Here is a 17840-nt window from a genome sequence, read left to right as displayed (position 1 = left end):
CCATACACAAGACTGGTTCTCACACATGGAGAGAGACAGACCTGAATGAACAGGCCGTCTCAGTAGTTTAATTTTGAATTGGTGGTTCTGTTTCTTCCGGTGATAATTCGCGAATTAACACCGGCACGGGATAATCAATACCTTCTTGTTTTTCAAGTTTAATGGAGTACAACGTTTGTAAAGCCTGATGATCATCTTCACGGAACGTCATGGTTCCTTTCGGTGTGTCAAAAGACATCCCTTCCATAATTCCGATTAATTCATTACCATCTGCATTTCCTTCAGATTTCTTTAATGCTTCTATAATTGATATTGCAGCTGACATTCCTCCTGGAGTGAATAAGTCGGGAACTTCCCCGTTAAACTTTTCTTTATGTTTTTCTACTAACCAATCATTCACATTGTTATCTGGTAATGTATGGTAATAAACAGAAAATCCTTCCATGCCAACTAAAGGCTCCATGGTCGATAGAGCTGGGATATCAGGAGCACCTGTTGAAATTTTTATGCCTTTTTCTTGAATTTTTAAATCTGCTATTTGATTCCAAGGTGAGTTTGCTCCTGCCCAAACGACAAACAAATAATCCGGTTTTGCTTGAATCACTTTTTGTAAGTTGGAGGTGAAATCTGTTGCCGCTGGGTCTGCATACTCTTCTAAAACAATTTCAGCACCTAATTTTTCTGCTGCTTTTTTAAACGCTGCAACTCCATCTAAACCAAATGAATAGTCAGGTGCAAACGTTGCAATTTTAACACCTGATTTTGCAATTGCCGCAGCTCCAGCAACTGCATCCTGTGATGAGTTTCGTGATGTACGGAAAATATACGGGTTAAATTCAGCTCCTGTAATACTGTCAGCAACTGCTGGTTCAACTACCATAATTGTTTCATATTCTTCTGCTAGTGGTAAGACCGCTAACGTATCACCAGAACTAGAAGATCCTACAAGAAAATCCACTTCATCGTCTTCTAGTAGCTTAGTCGCTTTTTGAACAGCTACTTCTGGTTTCGTTTCAGTGTCTTCATAAACAATTTCAATTTTTTTGCCTGCTACTTCCATAGTTCCATCTGTAGCGAATTCTATCCCTAAATCAAAACCACGTTGTGTTTGTTTACCATAAGATTCTAAGGCTCCAGTTAAAGAGGCTAACACGCCAATCTTAATAGTGCCCCCTTCTTCCCCAGTACCGCTTACTGGAACCTTCCCTTCGTTGTCTTTGGTGTCCTCTGTAGTGTCTGAGTTTGTACAAGCAGAACTAATGATTAATACGAAAGCTAAAAACAGAAAAAACCATGCCTTTCTTTTCATGAAAATCCCCTTCCTCTTTGTACTTTTTGTAAGCGATTACTTGTTTCGTTTTTATCATATAAAACCTTAGTTACAAATGAGTTACAATTTAGAAATATAAAAATACCTGTATCGAGATTTACTCGAAACAGGTTAGGCATATCCATTAGCAATCAGTTCAAACATTCGTTCTGTCGTTTCCATGGGTTTCAATTCATACTCTTCTAAGAGCATTTGCACACATTTTTCATACCACTTAATCGCTTGTGATCTATTGTTTTTTTGATAGTACGCGTACATTAAAAGACGGTATGCTTCTTCCCATGTATAATCCAATTTTATTAATTTTTCAGCCCAGTAAATGGTTTGCTCGAATTGCTGGAGTCTAGTAGCATTCTGAGCTAACTTTTCAATAACTTGTAAATAAATTTGGTGAAAATGGTCTTGCTCAAATTGAAACCAATTGTAAACATTTTGATTTAAATAATAAGTTCCTCTATACAAAGCTATAGCTGATTTTAATAATGCACTAGCCAGTTGTGGATTTCGTTCATCTAATCCTTGAGCAACTAGCTGTTGAAATTTTTCGACATCACTAACGATTGCTGCTTTAGGATGAATTCGATACATTGTTTGTTTACGAATGATAAAATAAGATTCCGCACGAGGAAATCTTTTTGGTTCGAGTACATTATACAGTGCATTAAGTGCCACCTTGAAATCTCGAACAGCAGTCTTTTCATCCTGACCACCAAATAGTTCACTCACCAGTTCCTCTTTTGGAACAAATCTATTTTTATGGATAAATAAATATACAAATAAATCTTTTGCTTTTTCACGTTGCCATTTACGATCTTCTACTTCCTCTCTACCTAAAGAAATAGATATTGGACCTAGTAATTGAACATGTAAAGTATAACCCGGGTAAATAACATGTTGCTCTACTTGTAAATGTTGACCTATGCGATGAATTTCTTCATTATCAGGACAGTTCTTCATCGCATACTGAATTAGCGGGTAGAATTGTTGAATATCAAACGGTCCATACATTGTTATTTTTTCAATAAAAAATATATACTGTTCTCCCAAAAGTATATGAGCAAACTGTTTGATTTCTTGTGTAAATAGTTCTTTGTCTTCTAATTCAAATGCACAAATACTCAACCAAAACGAAGAAACCATTTTACCAAATGAATCTCCACATAAAGTAAAGTCAACTTTTGCTTGTTTTGCATAGCTACTCGCCTGATCATACTGATGAAATGTACAATAAATCATTGTTATGCCAATTTTTATAAATGCAGATAACCAGGCATCTTGAACACGTTCAGTTTCTATTAATCCCTTTTCTGCAAGAATCAACGCTTCATATTGTAATCCTTGTTTAGCTTTTAAAAGCGCTAACCCTAAATACGGTTCTGCTTTTCCCCTTGATACATTCAGTTGATCCATTTTTTCGATTGCTTGTAGGTACATACGCTCAGAATCAGGAGAATCTAAAAAATGATGTCGATCTATACTTTCCGCATGACCTTTTCTAATCAATCCAACGGCTTCTACAAATTTGGATTTTTCTCTGATTCCACTTTCAATCCCTTTAGTTGCATAGTAACTAGCCCGAGAAAGATTGCCTATCATTGCATTAAGTAAAGCTAATAGAACAGCCGTTTCACGATGTGAGTCTGGCACCATATCTTCTTCTCTCAAGCGATTTTCTAATAATTGAAGTGAGTCAGATAATTTTCCCATCCTTAATAATATTCGTGCATCTAAATTACCATTGATTAATAAAGTCTCTGGTAATTGTTCATCTTCAATAAAAGCTTTTGCTTCTTTTGTTTTTCCTAAATTCACGAGGTTTTCTGCAAATTGTCGCTTTAAATTGCTCATATCTTTCTGTGACATGGCATCCGTTTGATTCGCAAAAGATATGGCATTCGCTAAATGCGGATCAGCTAAACCTGGCTGAATCGTATCTAAATAGATATGCGCAAGCCCTGCATGTGCATAACTCGTATAAAAAGCATCTTTTTTAGCTGTAGCTAATAATAAACTTTTTTGATAGGCTTGTTTTGATTTTTCATAATATGCCAGATACCGATTAGCTTCTCCTTCAAAGTAATAAAGTGCTGGATACTCGTCAAAATAACTTTGAGGAATCTCTTTTAAACTATCTATAATTAAATCAAATTGCCCTAATTTTAATAACTTAGGCACAGCTTTCAAGACAATTTGAGTGATAAAATGAACATCTTTACTTTGAAGTGCATGATAAATTAAACGAATAGAATCGCTTTTCTGTTCAAAATGTTCTGCAGCTAATTTATGTGCCTTTTGAAATTCTACTAGATTAGTGTGTTTCCATTTAGTAATTAAATATTGTTGAAATAATGCGTGATACCGAAAAACCGAACCTTCACCTAATTGTTGAATGAAGCCGTGTTGATTACGGAACGATTGTAAGAAGTGAACAGCTTCCTTACCAAAAAATAACTGAATGAATTTCAGAGAAAATGTCGGGAAAACTGAAAATTGCATGAGCCAACTTTGCTCTTCTTCTTTATATCTAGTAAATACTTCTTCGGACAAATAATGAAATAAATCTTCCATAGCTGGTTTTAGAGAAATATTAAAACTACTATCTTCACTTACAGATTTAACTGCCATTAATTGAATAGCAATTGCCCAACCTTCTGTAATTTCCGAAATGTACTTGGATTCTTTTTCTGTTAAATGACGATCAAAATAATCTTCAAAATAAACAATTATTTCCTCTTCTGTAAAAACCAAGTCTTTTTCATTCACTTCTACTAATTGTCCATTCATTTTTAGCTTTAATAACTGTGTCCATTTAGGTTTTGATCGAGAAATCAAAACAATATGTACATATGATGGACAGTGTTCTAAAATTCTCTCCACCATAAAATTGATAGAGAAAACATGATCGATTAAATGATAATCATCAATGACAATTACTAAAGGTTCAGCGATTTGATCTAGCTCACTTACAAACCATGCATGCCAAGTTATTAATTCTTTATCACTAGTAAATGAAGGTTGAATAGACAAATCCTTCAGCAATTGTTGCCCAAAACTAGGAACGATACGTTGAATGCTACCGATTAAGTATCTTAAAAACGGAACCAAATCATCATCTTCAGATGACACGGTGTACCACGAACAATTAATTCTACTATCCGCGATAAATTGAGCAATAGCAGAACTTTTTCCATATCCTGCTCCACCTGAAATCAACGCACATTTTTTTGAAGAGATTTGTTTAAATGTGCGCGTTAAAGAAGCCCTACGCATATACGTTTCACTGGTTACGGGTGGAACGATTTTTGACTTCAGTAAAGGTACGTCCATGTAAAATTTCCCTCTCTTACAAACTATTTACCAAAATTATATCATAGCAATATTTAATTTGATTGAAAATTCAGTGATAAAATTAATACACCCTCCTTTTTTCTATCGACAAACAATTATTTTTTATTTCATGTATCTTTCCGTACTATCCGTACTATGTAAGTTGGTTTTCTAGTCGCTTTGAATCGAACTATAAGTTCAAGAACAAAAAGGACGAGCGAAGTGACAGTCACTTCGCTCGTCCTTTTCGTATAAGCAATCCCTTTACGAAAAAAAGACTGCCCATAAGGACAGTCTTCTCATAAATTTTTAGTTTTTCAATTTGTCACGTAATACCATTGGTAAGATACCACCATGACGATAGTAATCAACTTCTACTTCTGAGTCAAATCGTGCTAAAACGTCGAATTCTTTTACAGAACCGTCAGCATATTTAGCTACAACTTTTAAGATATCACGAGGTTTTACTCCTTCAGCAATATTCACGCTGATTTCTTCTTTCCCTGTTAAGCCAAGTGTTTCTGCACTTTGACCTGCCATGTATTGAAGTGGTAAAACACCCATCATTACTAAGTTCGAACGGTGAATACGTTCATAGCTTTCAGCAAGAACTATTTTAATGCCTAGTAAGTTAGTCCCTTTAGCTGCCCAGTCACGTGAAGATCCCATACCATAATCTTTACCTGCTAAAACAACTAAGCCAGTACCATCTTCTTGGTATTTCATAGCAGCATCATAAATTGCCATAATTTCGCCGTTTGGCCAGTAAGTTGTGAATCCACCTTCTGTACCTGATGCGATTTGGTTACGAATACGAATATTAGCAAATGTACCGCGCATCATTACATCGTGACTACCACGACGAGAGCCGTATGAGTTAAAGTTACGTACTTCTACTCCGCGGTCACGCAAGTATTTACCTGCAGGTGTATCTTTACCAATTGCACCAGCTGGTGAAATATGGTCAGTTGTAATTGAATCCCCAAATTTAGCAACTACACGAAGTCCAGCTAACGATTGAATATCGCTTGGCTCAATTGATAATCCTTCAAAGTATGGAGGATTTTGAATATACGTTGAATCTTCATCAAATGTATACAATGCATCGTTTGATGTTTCAATCGCATTCCAACGCTCATTTTCATTAAATACGCGTGCATATTCACTACGGAACAATTCAGGTGTAACCGTTTTAAGCATAACTGCTTTGATTTCATCAGTTGTTGGCCAAATGTCAGCAAAGAATACATCATTTCCTGCTTGGTCTTGCCCAAGTGATTCATTTTGAAGATCAATATCTACCGTACCTGCTAGTGCATATGCAACAACAAGTGGTGGTGAAGCTAAGTAGTTTGCTTTCACTAATGGGTGAATTCGACCTTCAAAGTTACGGTTACCTGAAAGGACAGAAGTAATTAGCAAATCGTTTTCAATGATACCTTTTTCGATTTCTGGAAGCATTGGACCTGAGTTACCGATACAAGTCGTACAACCATATCCAACTAAGTCAAATCCTACAGCACTTAGTGGTTCAAGAAGTCCAGCGTCACGTAAGTAACCTGTTACTACTTTTGAACCTGGAGCAAGTGAAGTTTTCACAAATGCTGGTGGACGTAAGCCTTTTTCTGCTGCTTTTTTCGCAACAAGACCCGCACCGATCATAACGAATGGATTAGAAGTATTTGTACATGATGTAATTGCTGCAATTCCAATAGCGCCTGTAGGAATTGTTACTTCCTTGCCATCTAATGTAATTGTTGCAGATTTCTTGAATTCTTTTTTAGATAGACCGAATCCTTGGTTACCTTGAGGAGCTACAACCGCTTTGTTAAACTCAAGTTTCATTTGAGATAAAGGAATTAAATCTTGTGGACGTTTAGGTCCTGACATGTTTGGCTCAATTTTAGATAAATCAAGTTCCACAACGTTTGTGTATGTTGGATCTTCATTATCGGCCGTAAAGAACATACCGTTTGCAGTTAAATATTCTTTCACTACTTGGATGTGCTCTTCATCACGGCTTGTTAAACGCATGTATGCAAGTGTTTCTTCATCAACTGGGAAGAAACCACAAGTTGCACCGTATTCAGGTGCCATGTTAGCAATTGTCGCACGATCAGCAAGTGGCAATTTTGTTACGCCAGCTCCGAAGAACTCAACAAATTTACCAACAACGCCTTGTGCACGAAGTACTTCTGTTACTTTAAGTGCTAAGTCAGTTGCTGTTGTTCCGTTTGGAAGGTCACCTGTTAGTTTAACACCGATAACTTCAGGTATTGGGAAGTATGAAGGCTGACCAAGCATACCTGCTTCAGCTTCTATTCCGCCAACGCCCCATCCAAGAACACCCATACCATTAATCATTGTTGTATGTGAGTCAGTACCTACTAATGTGTCTGGATACGTTTCGTATGAACCATCTTCGTTTTCTACTGCATGAACAACGTTTGCTAAGTACTCTAAGTTAACTTGGTGAACAATACCCGTTGCCGGTGGAACAGCACGGTAGTTGTCATAAGCTTTTTGAGCCCAGCTAAGGAACTGGTAACGTTCTGCATTACGTTCGAATTCTAACTCCATGTTAACGCGAAGTGAGTCAGATGTACCATATTTATCTACTTGAACAGAGTGGTCAATAACTAAATCAACCGGTATTGCTGGGTTGATTTTGTCTGGGTCTCCACCCATTTCAGCCATTGCTGAACGAAGTGCTGCTAAATCAACAACTACTGGTACACCCGTGAAATCTTGAAGGATAACGCGTGATGGTTTAAACGGAACTTCCGCTTCAGGATCAACGTCCTTACCCCATTTTGCCAATTTTTCTACGTGGTCATCTTTGATAACATATCCGTCATGTTGGCGCAATACGGACTCAAGTAATACTTTAATTGAATAAGGAAGTTTGGAAACATTTGCTACCCCTGCTTCTTCTAGTGCTGCTAAACGGTAGTAGTTATACGTTTTACCGTTCAATTCGAAAGAAGTGCGGCTATTGTGCAAGTTACTTTTTGCCATGTCTATTTCCTCCTTTTAATTTATGAAAAGGCTCTCATCTATTGCTAGCGACTTTTCTCCATTTCTAATCATAACTCAGTCTAGTTTATAAGTAAATTACATAAAGATTATAGGTTGTGATAAGTATTTGTTATGACCTTACAACATTTCGATTGTTTTTTTTAATTGTTTTAGATGTCTTTTTTCATGTAGACCGACAAAGGGAAACCATTGGATCAATGGCACTTGACCAAAAATGGGATGTTTGAATGATTTTTTAAGAAAGACATCTTTTGTGCTTGATTCATAGACATCTAATAAGAATAGACGTGTATCATGGAGTTCTTTCTCCATTTCTTTTTTTACTTTATAATCTTTGGTTGGTGCAGTATAACCTGGGGCTTTCACTTTTATTAAACGATTCGTAGAAAGTGCAATCGGTTTTTTCATCGACTTTGGGCTATCTGGATTTTTTAGTTCTCTTGCGATATTTGTCGCAATCACTGTTTCCATTCGCACGAGGTGTTCAAATATTTGTTTTACAGACCAACCTCCATTTGATGGGATTTTGTTGAACTGTTCGTCTGTTAATCCTTCAACTGTCTGAAATAGCACTTTTCGGATTGCATTATTGTCTTCTAAAAACATCTAAATACCCCCTATACTTTAACTCAAAAATCTTTTCCTTTGGTGGGTCGTCGGCACTAAACACGATTCGTTATTGCGTAGCAAGCGGTGTCGATTCTTCGCAATAATCCTATATACACTGTCGCGAAACACTTTCGGTACAAATTTTGTGTATTTCAAAAGATGGTACGGTGCACGTAAATAGGATGCAAGTGCTATAGCTGCATCAGACTCTACTAATAGTTCTTTTCCCTTAAGTAAGATAATTGAATCATTTTTTTGAAGTTCCGGGTACTTTTTTTTAATTTGAGTAGCAAGATCACTTTGAAGTGGAGTAAAGTACATTACTTCACTTTGTTCATGTTGCAATACAAATTGTACCGAACGTTGACAAAAACCACAGTTTCCATCGTAGAAAAGAATTGGATTTGTATACTCCATAAAATTCACCTTTTCTTCTTATATTACTTGAATTCGTTTGAAATCTACAATCTAACGTTTTCAATAAGAAGTAGTTATGGGACAATGTTTCATGTTAGAAAGGATGTTTACTTAATGAAGAACACAACAATGCAGAGACTTACCTCATCCTACGATCCTTGGGAAGCCTATCTAGATATGGAAATCCACGGGAAGCTAACTCTTTCGAACATTGAGTTCACTACAACGACACTTTGTAATATGCGTTGTGCTCATTGTGCAGTTGGCTATACATTACAAACGAAAGATCCAGAGGCATTACCCTTTGACCTTTTGCGCCAGCGTCTAGATGAAATTCCACATTTACAAACGTTAAGCATAACCGGTGGTGAACCGATGTTATCGAAAAAGTCGATGACGAATTATGTTCTCCCTCTATTAAAATACGCTCATGAGCGAGGGGTACGCACACAGATTAACTCGAATTTAACACTTGATCCAAAGCGATATATGATGATTGCTCCTTACTTAGATGTTTTACATATTTCACATAACTGGGGAACGGTGGACGAGTTTGTGGAAACAGGGTTTGCAGTAATGGAGAGAAAACCATCCTACGAGCAGCGCGCTACACTATTTAAGCGAATGATTGAAAATAGTCGTATGTTATCTGAAGCGGGTGTAATGGTATCTGCAGAAACCATGTTAAATAAAAAGACTTTACCTTACTTAGAGCATATACATCGTCAAGTTGTAGAAGAAATGAAATGTGCAAGACACGAAATTCATCCTATGTATCCCTCTGATTTTGCTAGCAGTTTGTCATCTTTGACTCTAGAAGAAACACGACAAGCTATTCATCATTTATTGGATATCCGAGATAAGAACACCTGGATGTTATTTGGCACATTGCCATTTTATCCATGTAGCGATAGCATTGAGGATCGTAAACTTCAACAAAGACTGAAAGAAGAATTGAATGTAACTGTTCGAAATGACCCAGATGGACGTTCACGATTAAATATTAATATTTTCTCTGGAGAAGTCATTGTGACTGATTTTGGTGACGCACCTGTACTTGGCAATCTCAAAAGTGATTCTTTACCTAACATATTCGATCTATGGCTAGACTCGACTCTTGCAAAAGAACTGAACTGCCATTGTCCCGCTGTAAAATGCCTTGGTCCAAACGTATTAGTGAAAAACATGTACTACAAAGACCATACATTTGTAAGTGGATCAGTTAAATGAGAAAGATGCCGAATTGATAACCGGAATGTAAGACATTAAAACCATATAAAAAGGGACTATAAAAACATTGGTAAGCCGTTCAGTTCGCTGTACACAACACAATTAAACATCAAAATAAACCGTTAATTCGCATTTGAATTAGCGGTCTTTTAACATTTATACATCAACTATTTACTCAAATAGAGCTTGTGTTAGCATAGGAATTAGCAATTGTTTAGCGATAAGAGGAGATCGGAATACTACAATTATCCAGCTAGAAAAGAGTAAAAAAACACCGCTGGAAGGCAGTGTTTTTTCACTCTTTAATTGGTATTCTATTTTGACTATTGTACTAATAACTCACCGATAATTTTCACTAATTCATCCCGTGTACTTGGCATTTTGTTTTTAATATCTTCATTACTCCAAGGTTCTTCTGTGTAAAAACTAGCAAAAGATTGATTTTCATACCTTGGTACCTCGTGCAAATGGTAATTAGACAAATCATTAAATAATATACCACCATCTTGACATATGGTTATACCTTCGGGTTTATATATTTTATTAAAAGCTATTGAAAGTAGTTGAGATGCTTCCATTATGGCAATCGCTGTTTCTAAATCAAGTTCATCTAAATCGCCAAAATGTTTCTTAGGTAATATTAAAATGTGTCCCTCGGTCGTGGTCTAAAATGCAACAAACAAATTTATCTTCATAAACCACATGAACTACTAAATCTTGATTCGCCAATGTACATCCTAAACATTCCAAATTCTCTTGCGTATTATCAACTTTCACATAGCTCACCTCTATTAAATAATTCTGTCTATGTTAACTTGAAAGGTCTTTTTGAAAAAAGAAAAGTCCTACTAAATGTTTTTTTCTTTTCTTTAATAAACAGTAAACTCTTTATTTAATTTCGAGCTTTACGATAGAAAAGCACTTCATTCGCTTTAAATATTCCACGCATCGTCCAAATCAAGTTCAAATATAATTTACTAGATGTATTTATTGACGAAACAAATTAGTAGAAGACCCTACTCAATTAAATTAAAGATGTTTTAAAAACATAGCTTACTTTTTCATAATTCATCTTATCTTCATAGAAACTGTGAGCATCTGTACGCTGTAATCCTGAAGATAATGCAACACTTTCATATTTATTTTCTTTTGCCCATTCATGAACATATGTAAGTAGTTTTTCTCCGTATCCTTTTGAACGTATAGTAGTATCTGTAACCAAGTCACAAACCCAAACAGATCTACCATAGTAAAGTGTTATCATCGGCTTAAAACCTGTAACTGCTACAATTTTATCATTATCTAGTAAAGCAAACATTTTGTATCTGTCATTCTCTTGTGCATCAATCACTAATTCAAGATAAGTATTTTCATCAAGATGAGTGCGTAACTGCTTCATAACTGGAAATGCTTCAATAATTTCTTGTCGTGATTGAAGTTCTTTAATCGTTAACGTATTCATGCATAAACCCCTTTAAGAATTTTAGATTAAGTTTATCATATTCTTTTCTTACTTACCGATAGCCATCCATGTAGCACAAAACCAAATAATATTAATGGGAGTTCAACAAGAGAAACGTTTTGCTTTGATTAATATTGAATCATAAAAAAGAAACTTAGTAGGAGGCACAAGTCATCAATTATTTTTCCGTACTTAATTAATTTTTCTCCCCTCTTCTCCACATTTATCCCATTACAAATAAAAAGACATAAACAATATTCTTCTTTTCAGAAGAATATTGTTTATGTCTTTTTTAGTTTTGCACACTATTTTCATCTTCCGTTTTTAATACCAAAACCATGTTATCTATGCTTCATGTTTACCCATACAATGCTCACATTCATATAAATAAGATTCATGTTGCTCTTTAATTTCACTTCCGCATTCACGACATTCTTTTTCCGGTAAGTTACGGTAAAATTCCAAAGTTTTCATTTTATTACCCCCATTTATTTTTTTATTAAGTTTATTGTACTATAACAGATTTTAAAAATCAATACTGTTATAAAATAAAATTTATATACTTTGTCAACATATACTTTCACTACAAAAGAGTTGATAAGTTTATGGTAGAACGCTTTTTAAAGATAAAGGTTGACCTACCACATAAAAGGATCGTAACGGGTTACTATGTTTGCATTTAGAATATGCCAAAAACCGATTCTCCTTAACTTGAAAGAGAGTCGGTTTTTTTGTTATCTAGCACATCGGTCAGAACCATAATTATTTAAAGTGTTTTATAGCCTCACGTTTGCTTAATGGTTTTAACTCATATGATGTTACAAACTGTTGTACAAATGCTGCATTCGTTTTTGCATATTCTCTTAACACCCAACCAATTGCCTTTTGGATGAAGAATTCATTTGAATGCGTATGTTTTAAAATAATTTCGATTAGCATTTTTTCATTTGTGGCATCTTTATATTTTAACTGATGCAAAATTGCTGCACGATTTAACCACATATTGTCAGATTCTGACCACTTTAGCATAACTTGTTCTCCGCTCTGACGGTCTTTTTTGACGATATGACCAACAATCGTAGGTGCAATGGAATCAACGCTATCCCACCACGATTTTTCGACTATCAACTTCTCAATAAACACTAAATCATCAATGTTTAGTAATTTAATTTTTTTATTGAGTAAAGCAATTGCCGCGTATTGGTACTCGCGCTCTCGCAATTGATAAATCTCCCACACCTCTTCAAGTAATTCAGGTTTCTCAGGTATTTCATGTTCAGAAAAGAATGTCTTTAGTATTTCCTTTCGTTCTGGGCTTTTAATCCCCAAAAACGGAAAATGATGCTTCATATAGGCTTTCATGGGTTCAGCTAGTTGTTCATTTCGAATATTTTCAAACATTTGAGTATATGTATGACGACTCCATTGTTTTTTCACATTAGAACACCTTCCAATAACTATTAATAATTGCTATAAAAAAAGAAGATAGACTAGCTATCCTCTTTTTTGGGATTAATCTTCATAAAAATTCAATGATATCGAATGCGAGGTTAAAAATAAAAACCGTATGAATCACTACAAACCACATTGCCTGTTTATTGAGCTTTTTCATCATGATTTGGTCCAACTCAAACACTCCTTTTTTACAATTATACTCTTCGAATTTTGAATTAGCAAAATATTTTTACAACTCTTTTTAACATGTTGATTCTCATAATAAATGAATTCTTGGAAATAATAATTACAAATGGTTATCCTAAAGAATTTTAACAATGTGGTTTGAACCTAATTAATTTAGGTTATCTATTAAGTAGGCAAGAAATAAACAATTATCGAACAGGAGATGACGAATATGGGATTCATTTTATATTTAATTATCGGAGGAATTATTGGTTGGTTAGCAGGTCTTATTTTAGGTAAAGACGTACCGGGCGGAATTATTGGTAACATTATTGCAGGTATTATTGGTGCTTGGATTGGCGGTATGTTGTTTAGCTTTGGACCAGTTATTGCAGACATTCAAATCATTCCAGCTTTAATTGGTGCAATTATTTTAATCTTCATCGTTAGCTTGATTATGAAAGCTTTACGTTAATATTGAATACGAAAAAGAGTCGTTCTAATTAGAACGACTCTTTTTTTATGGTGATGAAGAAGCAGCTTGTCCTTCTTTTTCGTGCTGTTCTTCGTATTTTTGATAATAATATAGAACTTCTTTCACATACTCATCGCTGTGATTGTACATAAATATGGCTTTTTCTAGATTACCCTCAGCAGCTCCACTACTCGCTAAATAATTTGCCGCACTAAACATGGCATCTTCTAATTGATATGGATCTGCTTTTCCGTCTTGATTAGCATCTATACCATACCCTCCATATTTTGCAATAACATCTGGATTAGTTTTGTCTTCATCTGGAATTGCACCTTTCCCTTTACCTGAACAACTTGGATGTTGCCAACCAACGAATGTGCAAGGCATGAACTGCATATGTCCTTCTGCTCCTACTGGCGATAGCAATGGATTCATGGTAGAGAATTTGGTTTCAATACGGTGATGTGCAGCTAGTAATGTCCATGGAATTTCATATTTTTTTGCTGCTTCTTTATAGATAGGTATATATTTTTCTGGAATGTCCATATCCAGCATCTTTTTAGGTGCATCTTTTAAAGATTCTGTTAATGTGTGAACTATAGGAAGTCTCTGAATATCGCCCCAGTATACACTTGTTAAAACAAAAATTGTCATAGAGATTGGAACCATAAGAATGATCAATAAGCCTTTTGCTACTACGGATAATTGTTTCTTTTTTTTTCTTATTTTCATTTTGTCGCATCCTGTACCTGTTTTTTATTATTTTATCACAAATCTGATGAGTCAGTCACTTGATTTCATATAACACCTTTGGTATGCCATGTACTCTTGATTTAAAGAAGATATAAAGACACACATGAAATTACTACGTGAAATAAAAAACTCGTATACAAAAAGATCATCCTTTTGTACACTAATTATTTATAGGAGGTGAGAAAAATGTGGCGAGACTTTAAGAAATTTGCATTAAAAGGAAATGTTATCGATTTGGCACTTGCAGTTGTTATTGGAGCAGCTTTCGGTAAAATCATAACTTCCCTCGTTGCAGACATTATCACACCGTTAATTGGCATTTTAATGGGTGGAGTGAATTTCACAGGTTTGGTATTTGAAGTTGGTAGCGCATCCGTAATGTATGGGAACTTTATACAATCAATCTTCGACTTTATCATCGTAGCTTTAGCTATCTTTATGGTCATTCGAATAATGATGAAATTCCAACGCAAAAAAGAAGCAGTAATTGAGGAAGGTCCAGCTATTGATGCGAAAGAAGCATTGCTTGTAGAAATTCGGGACTTATTAAAAAACCAGAAGACCTTATAGACAAAAAAAGAACGGCACTGTGTACTGTGCCCGTTCTTTTTAATTACCATGTTCAATTAAAGCTTTCATATCTGTAGCGATTTCTTCCTTCGGAACATCTAGATAGCCGTTATAGCTCTTTACAACAATCCCCTTTTGATCAACTAAATAATAACTTGTACCATGAATGACTTGATTTGATTTCGGGTCATCTTTCACAAGTGTTTTAAATGAATCACGCGCGAATTGTTCCATGTATATAGGGTCATAACCTGTAAGCAATTCCCATTTAGATTCATCAGGTGGATTAAACTTCGCTAAAAATTCAGTCATGATTTCATGTGTATCCACTTTTGGATCTACGCTAAAAGCTACTATTTTATAATCCTCTACATCTAATTTAATTAATTCATCCTGCACCATGGTCATATTCATAGTCATCGGTGGGCACACCGTTTCACAATTAGTAAAGATAAATGTAGCTAACCACACTGTACCTTTTAACTTTTCTAAAGAAACTTCTTCGCCTCTTTGTGATTCATGTGAAAATGAATCAACTTCCCATGCTGTTTCAGCTTTAAACTTAGATGAACTACATCCTGTTAATACGATTGCGCTCAACATGATGAGTGTAAATGCTTTTTTTAGTTTCGTCATAGACTCTCCCCGCTTTCGCTCCTTTTATCTTAGCGAATGAAATTTCCTAATACAAGGTGGGACACTCTTATGATTCTAACGAATTTGTGTCTAGCCATTTTTTCGACAAAACATTTATGAACAACGTAATAACTACTTCTTCTATTAATGTTATGCCTTTCTTCATACTTTTCCCCCTCCAAACTTAAAGAGAAATCGAAGAAAAGATACATTAGACGTGTTTTTTGATGAAGAACCTTTTATAATAGAAGGATAGTGTATAAGAGGTGAGTATGTTGGATGGTTGGTTTTTATGGTTTATTGTATTTTGGGTCTTTGTATTGGGCGGGCTATTTGCCATTGGTGGCTATTTTATGTTCCGCAAGTTTTTAAAAGTGTTACCGAAAGACGATGGGAAATCGATGCTCGATTGGGAAGAATATTATGTAAATGAATCTCTTCATTTATGGGGAGATCAAGCAAAAGCATTATTGAACGAACTCGTAACACCTGTTCCTGACTTGTTTCGCCCAGTTGCTAAACAAAAAATAGCGGGTAAAGTTGCTAAAATCGCATTAGAAGAACATGCAAAATCTATTGAGAACGATCATATTATTCGTGGCTATATTCAAGCAACCCCGAAGCGAGATCACAAATTCTTACGTAAAAAGTTAAAATCAATGGAAATTGATATGACGCCTTACGAACATTTATTTTAAAACTGGAAAGTGATGAAGCCAGACCATAAGAAAAAGCCGACCTATGAAGTAAAGGTCGGCTTTTGTGTGGAATTAGTCACAATCGTTTTTTCTAATTTTTTATATTGAACAAACATAGCTATGCGCCATGGCACAATCATTCCGAAAGCGAGTATCCAAAACATACCGCTCAACTCTCCTATATGAATCGTTGAGCTTAAGATTATCTTTGCAATTAAACGTACAATCAACAATCCAACTAAAATAAAAACAAAGGCTTTTGATTGTTTCAAATAAATATCACCATCTTTGACTTCAAATCTGGATGTCCAGATTAAGACGATTGAAAAAAGGAGTCCTACACTAAATGCTTCCACTATTTGAATCGGAGCTACACGGAAATACTCAAATACAAACATCAAGGCACCCGTCGACATGAAAAGAGGTGGTAAAATGATTTTCTTAGCGCTAGCTGGCTTTTTTGCAGATCTCGCTCGTACTGTCATAACAAGTGTACCCATAACGATTGCTACAATTGTCGATCCAATTACTAACCACTGCGAAGGAATTTGTTCGAGCATCTTATTCCTCCCACTTTATTAATTCTTGTAGTTTTTTACTTACATCCTGTACAGGAACAAACCGAGCATATCGAGCGAATTCTTTACCTTCACGCATCAATATGACAACAGGTGCGGTGAATAAGCTGAGTTGCCCTGCTAGTTCAGGTATTTCTGCTATATTTGCAACATAAAACGGAACAGATGTATCGTTTTCAAGCACTTTAATTTGCGGGTATAAACCTTCGCAGACCGAACAATTTGTCGTTTTTACAAATAACAAGAGGTGTTTCTTATGTTGAGAGATTTCTTGCCATTGCTCGTACGTTGTTATGGATTTCATCTTCAACACTCCACCTCTCTTTCATTACAGTGTACCTGTTAAAACCCTTGGAAGTCACCAAAAATCGGACTTAAAATGCGAATGATATACACCATGCCATCAAAGAACAATAAAATACCGACCGCAATCATTATAATACCGCCAATTTTAACGATTTTTGCATTATGTTTTCGAATCCAGCTAAGACGCGTAATGAATAGAGACAATACAAAGAATGGTATAGCAAATCCAAGGACATACGCTAACATATACCATACACCTGAACCTGGATTAGCTGATGCTAATACAAAAACAGATGCTAAAATAGGACCCGTGCACGGTTGCCAACCTGCTGCGAACGCCATTCCGATCAATACTGTTCCAATATAGCCTGTTGGTCTGTTTTTAAAATGAATTTTTCTATCTTTCATCAAAAATGCAGGAGTGAACACACCAATGACAATCAGTCCAAATATGACGATAAAAATGGCACCGACTTGGCGAATTAACTCTTGATTTTGTTGGAACAAGGTATAAAATAAACTCGTGCTAAACCCAAGAGCAATAAAGATGATTGAAAAGCCCAGTAGGAAAAATAGAGTATGAATCATTCCCCTTTTTTGCATTACACCACGATCCGTTTTCAATTCATCTAACGTCATGCCCGTAATATAAGAAAGAAATGCTGGATACAAAGGTAAAGTACACGGTGATATGAAGCTTAGAAAGCCTGCTCCAAATGCCAATAATAAATTGATGTCTGTCGTCATTTAGTTCGCTCCTTTATTACTCTTCTAACATCGTATCAAATTA

At 35.5% G+C, this 17840-nt stretch carries 18 protein-coding genes; 4 read left to right on the top strand and 14 right to left on the bottom strand.

What is annotated here, in order from left to right; genetic code table 11:
• Positions 1–67 precede the first annotated feature (67 nt).
• The 5 genes from E2636_RS07880 to E2636_RS07860 form a co-directional block, all read right to left on the bottom strand.
• Complete coding sequence (locus tag E2636_RS07880) at positions 68–1309, bottom strand: substrate-binding domain-containing protein (RefSeq protein ID WP_134209704.1); 1242 nt, start codon at positions 1307–1309, stop codon at positions 68–70.
• Positions 1310–1441: 132 nt separating this feature from the next.
• Complete coding sequence (locus E2636_RS07875; protein ID WP_134209703.1) at positions 1442–4657, bottom strand: AfsR/SARP family transcriptional regulator; 3216 nt, start codon at positions 4655–4657, stop codon at positions 1442–1444.
• 309 nt (positions 4658–4966) lie between these two features.
• Positions 4967–7675 carry an aconitate hydratase AcnA gene (acnA, locus tag E2636_RS07870; protein WP_134209702.1) on the bottom strand — a complete coding sequence of 903 codons (2709 nt, stop codon included), beginning with the start codon at positions 7673–7675 and terminating at the stop codon, positions 4967–4969.
• A 138-nt stretch (positions 7676–7813) separates the two neighbouring features.
• Entirely contained in the window at positions 7814–8302 is a 489-nt protein-coding gene (locus E2636_RS07865; RefSeq protein ID WP_134209701.1) for a DinB family protein, read from the bottom strand.
• 18 nt (positions 8303–8320) lie between these two features.
• Entirely contained in the window at positions 8321–8722 is a 402-nt protein-coding gene (locus tag E2636_RS07860; RefSeq protein WP_134209700.1) for a thiol-disulfide oxidoreductase DCC family protein, read from the bottom strand.
• A 114-nt stretch (positions 8723–8836) separates the two neighbouring features.
• Here E2636_RS07860 and yfkAB point away from each other — a divergent pair, with 114 nt between their 5' ends.
• Positions 8837–9952, top strand: coding sequence for a radical SAM/CxCxxxxC motif protein YfkAB (gene yfkAB, locus E2636_RS07855; protein ID WP_134209699.1), 1116 nt, complete (start codon positions 8837–8839; stop codon positions 9950–9952).
• 323 nt (positions 9953–10275) lie between these two features.
• On the opposite strand, the gene E2636_RS07850 is transcribed toward yfkAB, so the two are convergent.
• From E2636_RS07850 to E2636_RS07835, 4 genes are all read right to left on the bottom strand, one after another.
• A complete protein-coding gene (locus tag E2636_RS07850) occupies positions 10276–10593 on the bottom strand; it encodes an HIT family protein (protein WP_322789590.1) in 318 nt (105 codons plus the stop codon).
• Between the two features lie 383 nt (positions 10594–10976).
• Positions 10977–11414 (bottom strand): GNAT family N-acetyltransferase, encoded by a 438-nt coding sequence (locus E2636_RS07845; RefSeq protein WP_134209698.1) that lies wholly within the window; start codon positions 11412–11414, stop codon positions 10977–10979.
• A 345-nt stretch (positions 11415–11759) separates the two neighbouring features.
• Positions 11760–11888: a protein YhfH gene (gene yhfH, locus E2636_RS07840; RefSeq protein ID WP_017381381.1), complete on the bottom strand. Its 129-nt coding sequence runs from the start codon at positions 11886–11888 to the stop codon at positions 11760–11762.
• Positions 11889–12176: 288 nt separating this feature from the next.
• Positions 12177–12851, bottom strand: a complete 675-nt coding sequence (locus E2636_RS07835) for a DNA alkylation repair protein (protein ID WP_134209697.1) — start codon at positions 12849–12851, stop codon at positions 12177–12179.
• A gap of 415 nt (positions 12852–13266) precedes the next feature.
• Between E2636_RS07835 and E2636_RS07830 the strand changes: the two genes are divergently transcribed.
• Positions 13267–13509 carry a GlsB/YeaQ/YmgE family stress response membrane protein gene (locus E2636_RS07830; protein WP_017381377.1) on the top strand — a complete coding sequence of 81 codons (243 nt, stop codon included), beginning with the start codon at positions 13267–13269 and terminating at the stop codon, positions 13507–13509.
• A gap of 45 nt (positions 13510–13554) precedes the next feature.
• Here E2636_RS07830 and E2636_RS07825 read toward each other — a convergent pair whose 3' ends face one another.
• Entirely contained in the window at positions 13555–14241 is a 687-nt protein-coding gene (locus E2636_RS07825; RefSeq protein WP_134209696.1) for a lytic transglycosylase domain-containing protein, read from the bottom strand.
• A gap of 207 nt (positions 14242–14448) precedes the next feature.
• Between E2636_RS07825 and mscL the strand changes: the two genes are divergently transcribed.
• Positions 14449–14832 carry a large conductance mechanosensitive channel protein MscL gene (gene mscL / locus E2636_RS07820; RefSeq protein ID WP_134209695.1) on the top strand — a complete coding sequence of 128 codons (384 nt, stop codon included), beginning with the start codon at positions 14449–14451 and terminating at the stop codon, positions 14830–14832.
• Between the two features lie 39 nt (positions 14833–14871).
• On the opposite strand, the gene E2636_RS07815 is transcribed toward mscL, so the two are convergent.
• Positions 14872–15468, bottom strand: coding sequence for an SCO family protein (locus tag E2636_RS07815; protein WP_134209694.1), 597 nt, complete (start codon positions 15466–15468; stop codon positions 14872–14874).
• A 272-nt stretch (positions 15469–15740) separates the two neighbouring features.
• Here E2636_RS07815 and E2636_RS07810 point away from each other — a divergent pair, with 272 nt between their 5' ends.
• Positions 15741–16166, top strand: coding sequence for a DUF2621 domain-containing protein (locus E2636_RS07810; RefSeq protein WP_166669499.1), 426 nt, complete (start codon positions 15741–15743; stop codon positions 16164–16166).
• 41 nt (positions 16167–16207) lie between these two features.
• Here E2636_RS07810 and E2636_RS07805 read toward each other — a convergent pair whose 3' ends face one another.
• From E2636_RS07805 to E2636_RS07795, 3 genes are read right to left on the bottom strand one after another with little or no spacing between them, the layout of a single operon-like run.
• Positions 16208–16726, bottom strand: a complete 519-nt coding sequence (locus E2636_RS07805) for a CcdC family protein (RefSeq protein WP_134209692.1) — start codon at positions 16724–16726, stop codon at positions 16208–16210.
• 1 nt (position 16727) lies between these two features.
• Positions 16728–17048: a thioredoxin family protein gene (locus E2636_RS07800; protein WP_134209691.1), complete on the bottom strand. Its 321-nt coding sequence runs from the start codon at positions 17046–17048 to the stop codon at positions 16728–16730.
• Between the two features lie 38 nt (positions 17049–17086).
• Positions 17087–17797, bottom strand: a complete 711-nt coding sequence (locus tag E2636_RS07795) for a cytochrome c biogenesis CcdA family protein (protein ID WP_134209690.1) — start codon at positions 17795–17797, stop codon at positions 17087–17089.
• Positions 17798–17840: the final 43 nt, after the last annotated feature.

Source organism: Paenisporosarcina antarctica (assembly GCF_004367585.1).
Lineage (GTDB): Bacteria > Bacillota > Bacilli > Bacillales_A > Planococcaceae > Paenisporosarcina > Paenisporosarcina antarctica.
Note: the sequence above shows the minus strand (reverse complement) of the source record. Positions and strands in the feature narration are given on the sequence as shown.

Excerpts from the sequence above, each read along its gene's own strand:
- E2636_RS07880 (WP_134209704.1), bottom strand. The coding sequence starts at position 1,309 with ATGAAAAGAAAGGCATGGTTTTTTCTGTTTTTAGCTTTCGTATTAATC.
- E2636_RS07875 (WP_134209703.1), bottom strand. The coding sequence starts at position 4,657 with ATGGACGTACCTTTACTGAAGTCAAAAATCGTTCCACCCGTAACCAGT.
- acnA (WP_134209702.1), bottom strand. The coding sequence starts at position 7,675 with ATGGCAAAAAGTAACTTGCACAATAGCCGCACTTCTTTCGAATTGAAC.
- E2636_RS07865 (WP_134209701.1), bottom strand. The coding sequence starts at position 8,302 with ATGTTTTTAGAAGACAATAATGCAATCCGAAAAGTGCTATTTCAGACA.
- E2636_RS07860 (WP_134209700.1), bottom strand. The coding sequence starts at position 8,722 with ATGGAGTATACAAATCCAATTCTTTTCTACGATGGAAACTGTGGTTTT.
- yfkAB (WP_134209699.1), top strand. The coding sequence starts at position 8,837 with ATGAAGAACACAACAATGCAGAGACTTACCTCATCCTACGATCCTTGG.
- E2636_RS07845 (WP_134209698.1), bottom strand. The coding sequence starts at position 11,414 with ATGAATACGTTAACGATTAAAGAACTTCAATCACGACAAGAAATTATT.
- yhfH (WP_017381381.1), bottom strand. The coding sequence starts at position 11,888 with ATGAAAACTTTGGAATTTTACCGTAACTTACCGGAAAAAGAATGTCGT.
- E2636_RS07830 (WP_017381377.1), top strand. The coding sequence starts at position 13,267 with ATGGGATTCATTTTATATTTAATTATCGGAGGAATTATTGGTTGGTTA.
- E2636_RS07825 (WP_134209696.1), bottom strand. The coding sequence starts at position 14,241 with ATGAAAATAAGAAAAAAAAAGAAACAATTATCCGTAGTAGCAAAAGGC.
- mscL (WP_134209695.1), top strand. The coding sequence starts at position 14,449 with ATGTGGCGAGACTTTAAGAAATTTGCATTAAAAGGAAATGTTATCGAT.
- E2636_RS07815 (WP_134209694.1), bottom strand. The coding sequence starts at position 15,468 with ATGACGAAACTAAAAAAAGCATTTACACTCATCATGTTGAGCGCAATC.
- E2636_RS07810 (WP_166669499.1), top strand. The coding sequence starts at position 15,741 with ATGTTGGATGGTTGGTTTTTATGGTTTATTGTATTTTGGGTCTTTGTA.
- E2636_RS07805 (WP_134209692.1), bottom strand. The coding sequence starts at position 16,726 with ATGCTCGAACAAATTCCTTCGCAGTGGTTAGTAATTGGATCGACAATT.
- E2636_RS07800 (WP_134209691.1), bottom strand. The coding sequence starts at position 17,048 with ATGAAATCCATAACAACGTACGAGCAATGGCAAGAAATCTCTCAACAT.
- E2636_RS07795 (WP_134209690.1), bottom strand. The coding sequence starts at position 17,797 with ATGACGACAGACATCAATTTATTATTGGCATTTGGAGCAGGCTTTCTA.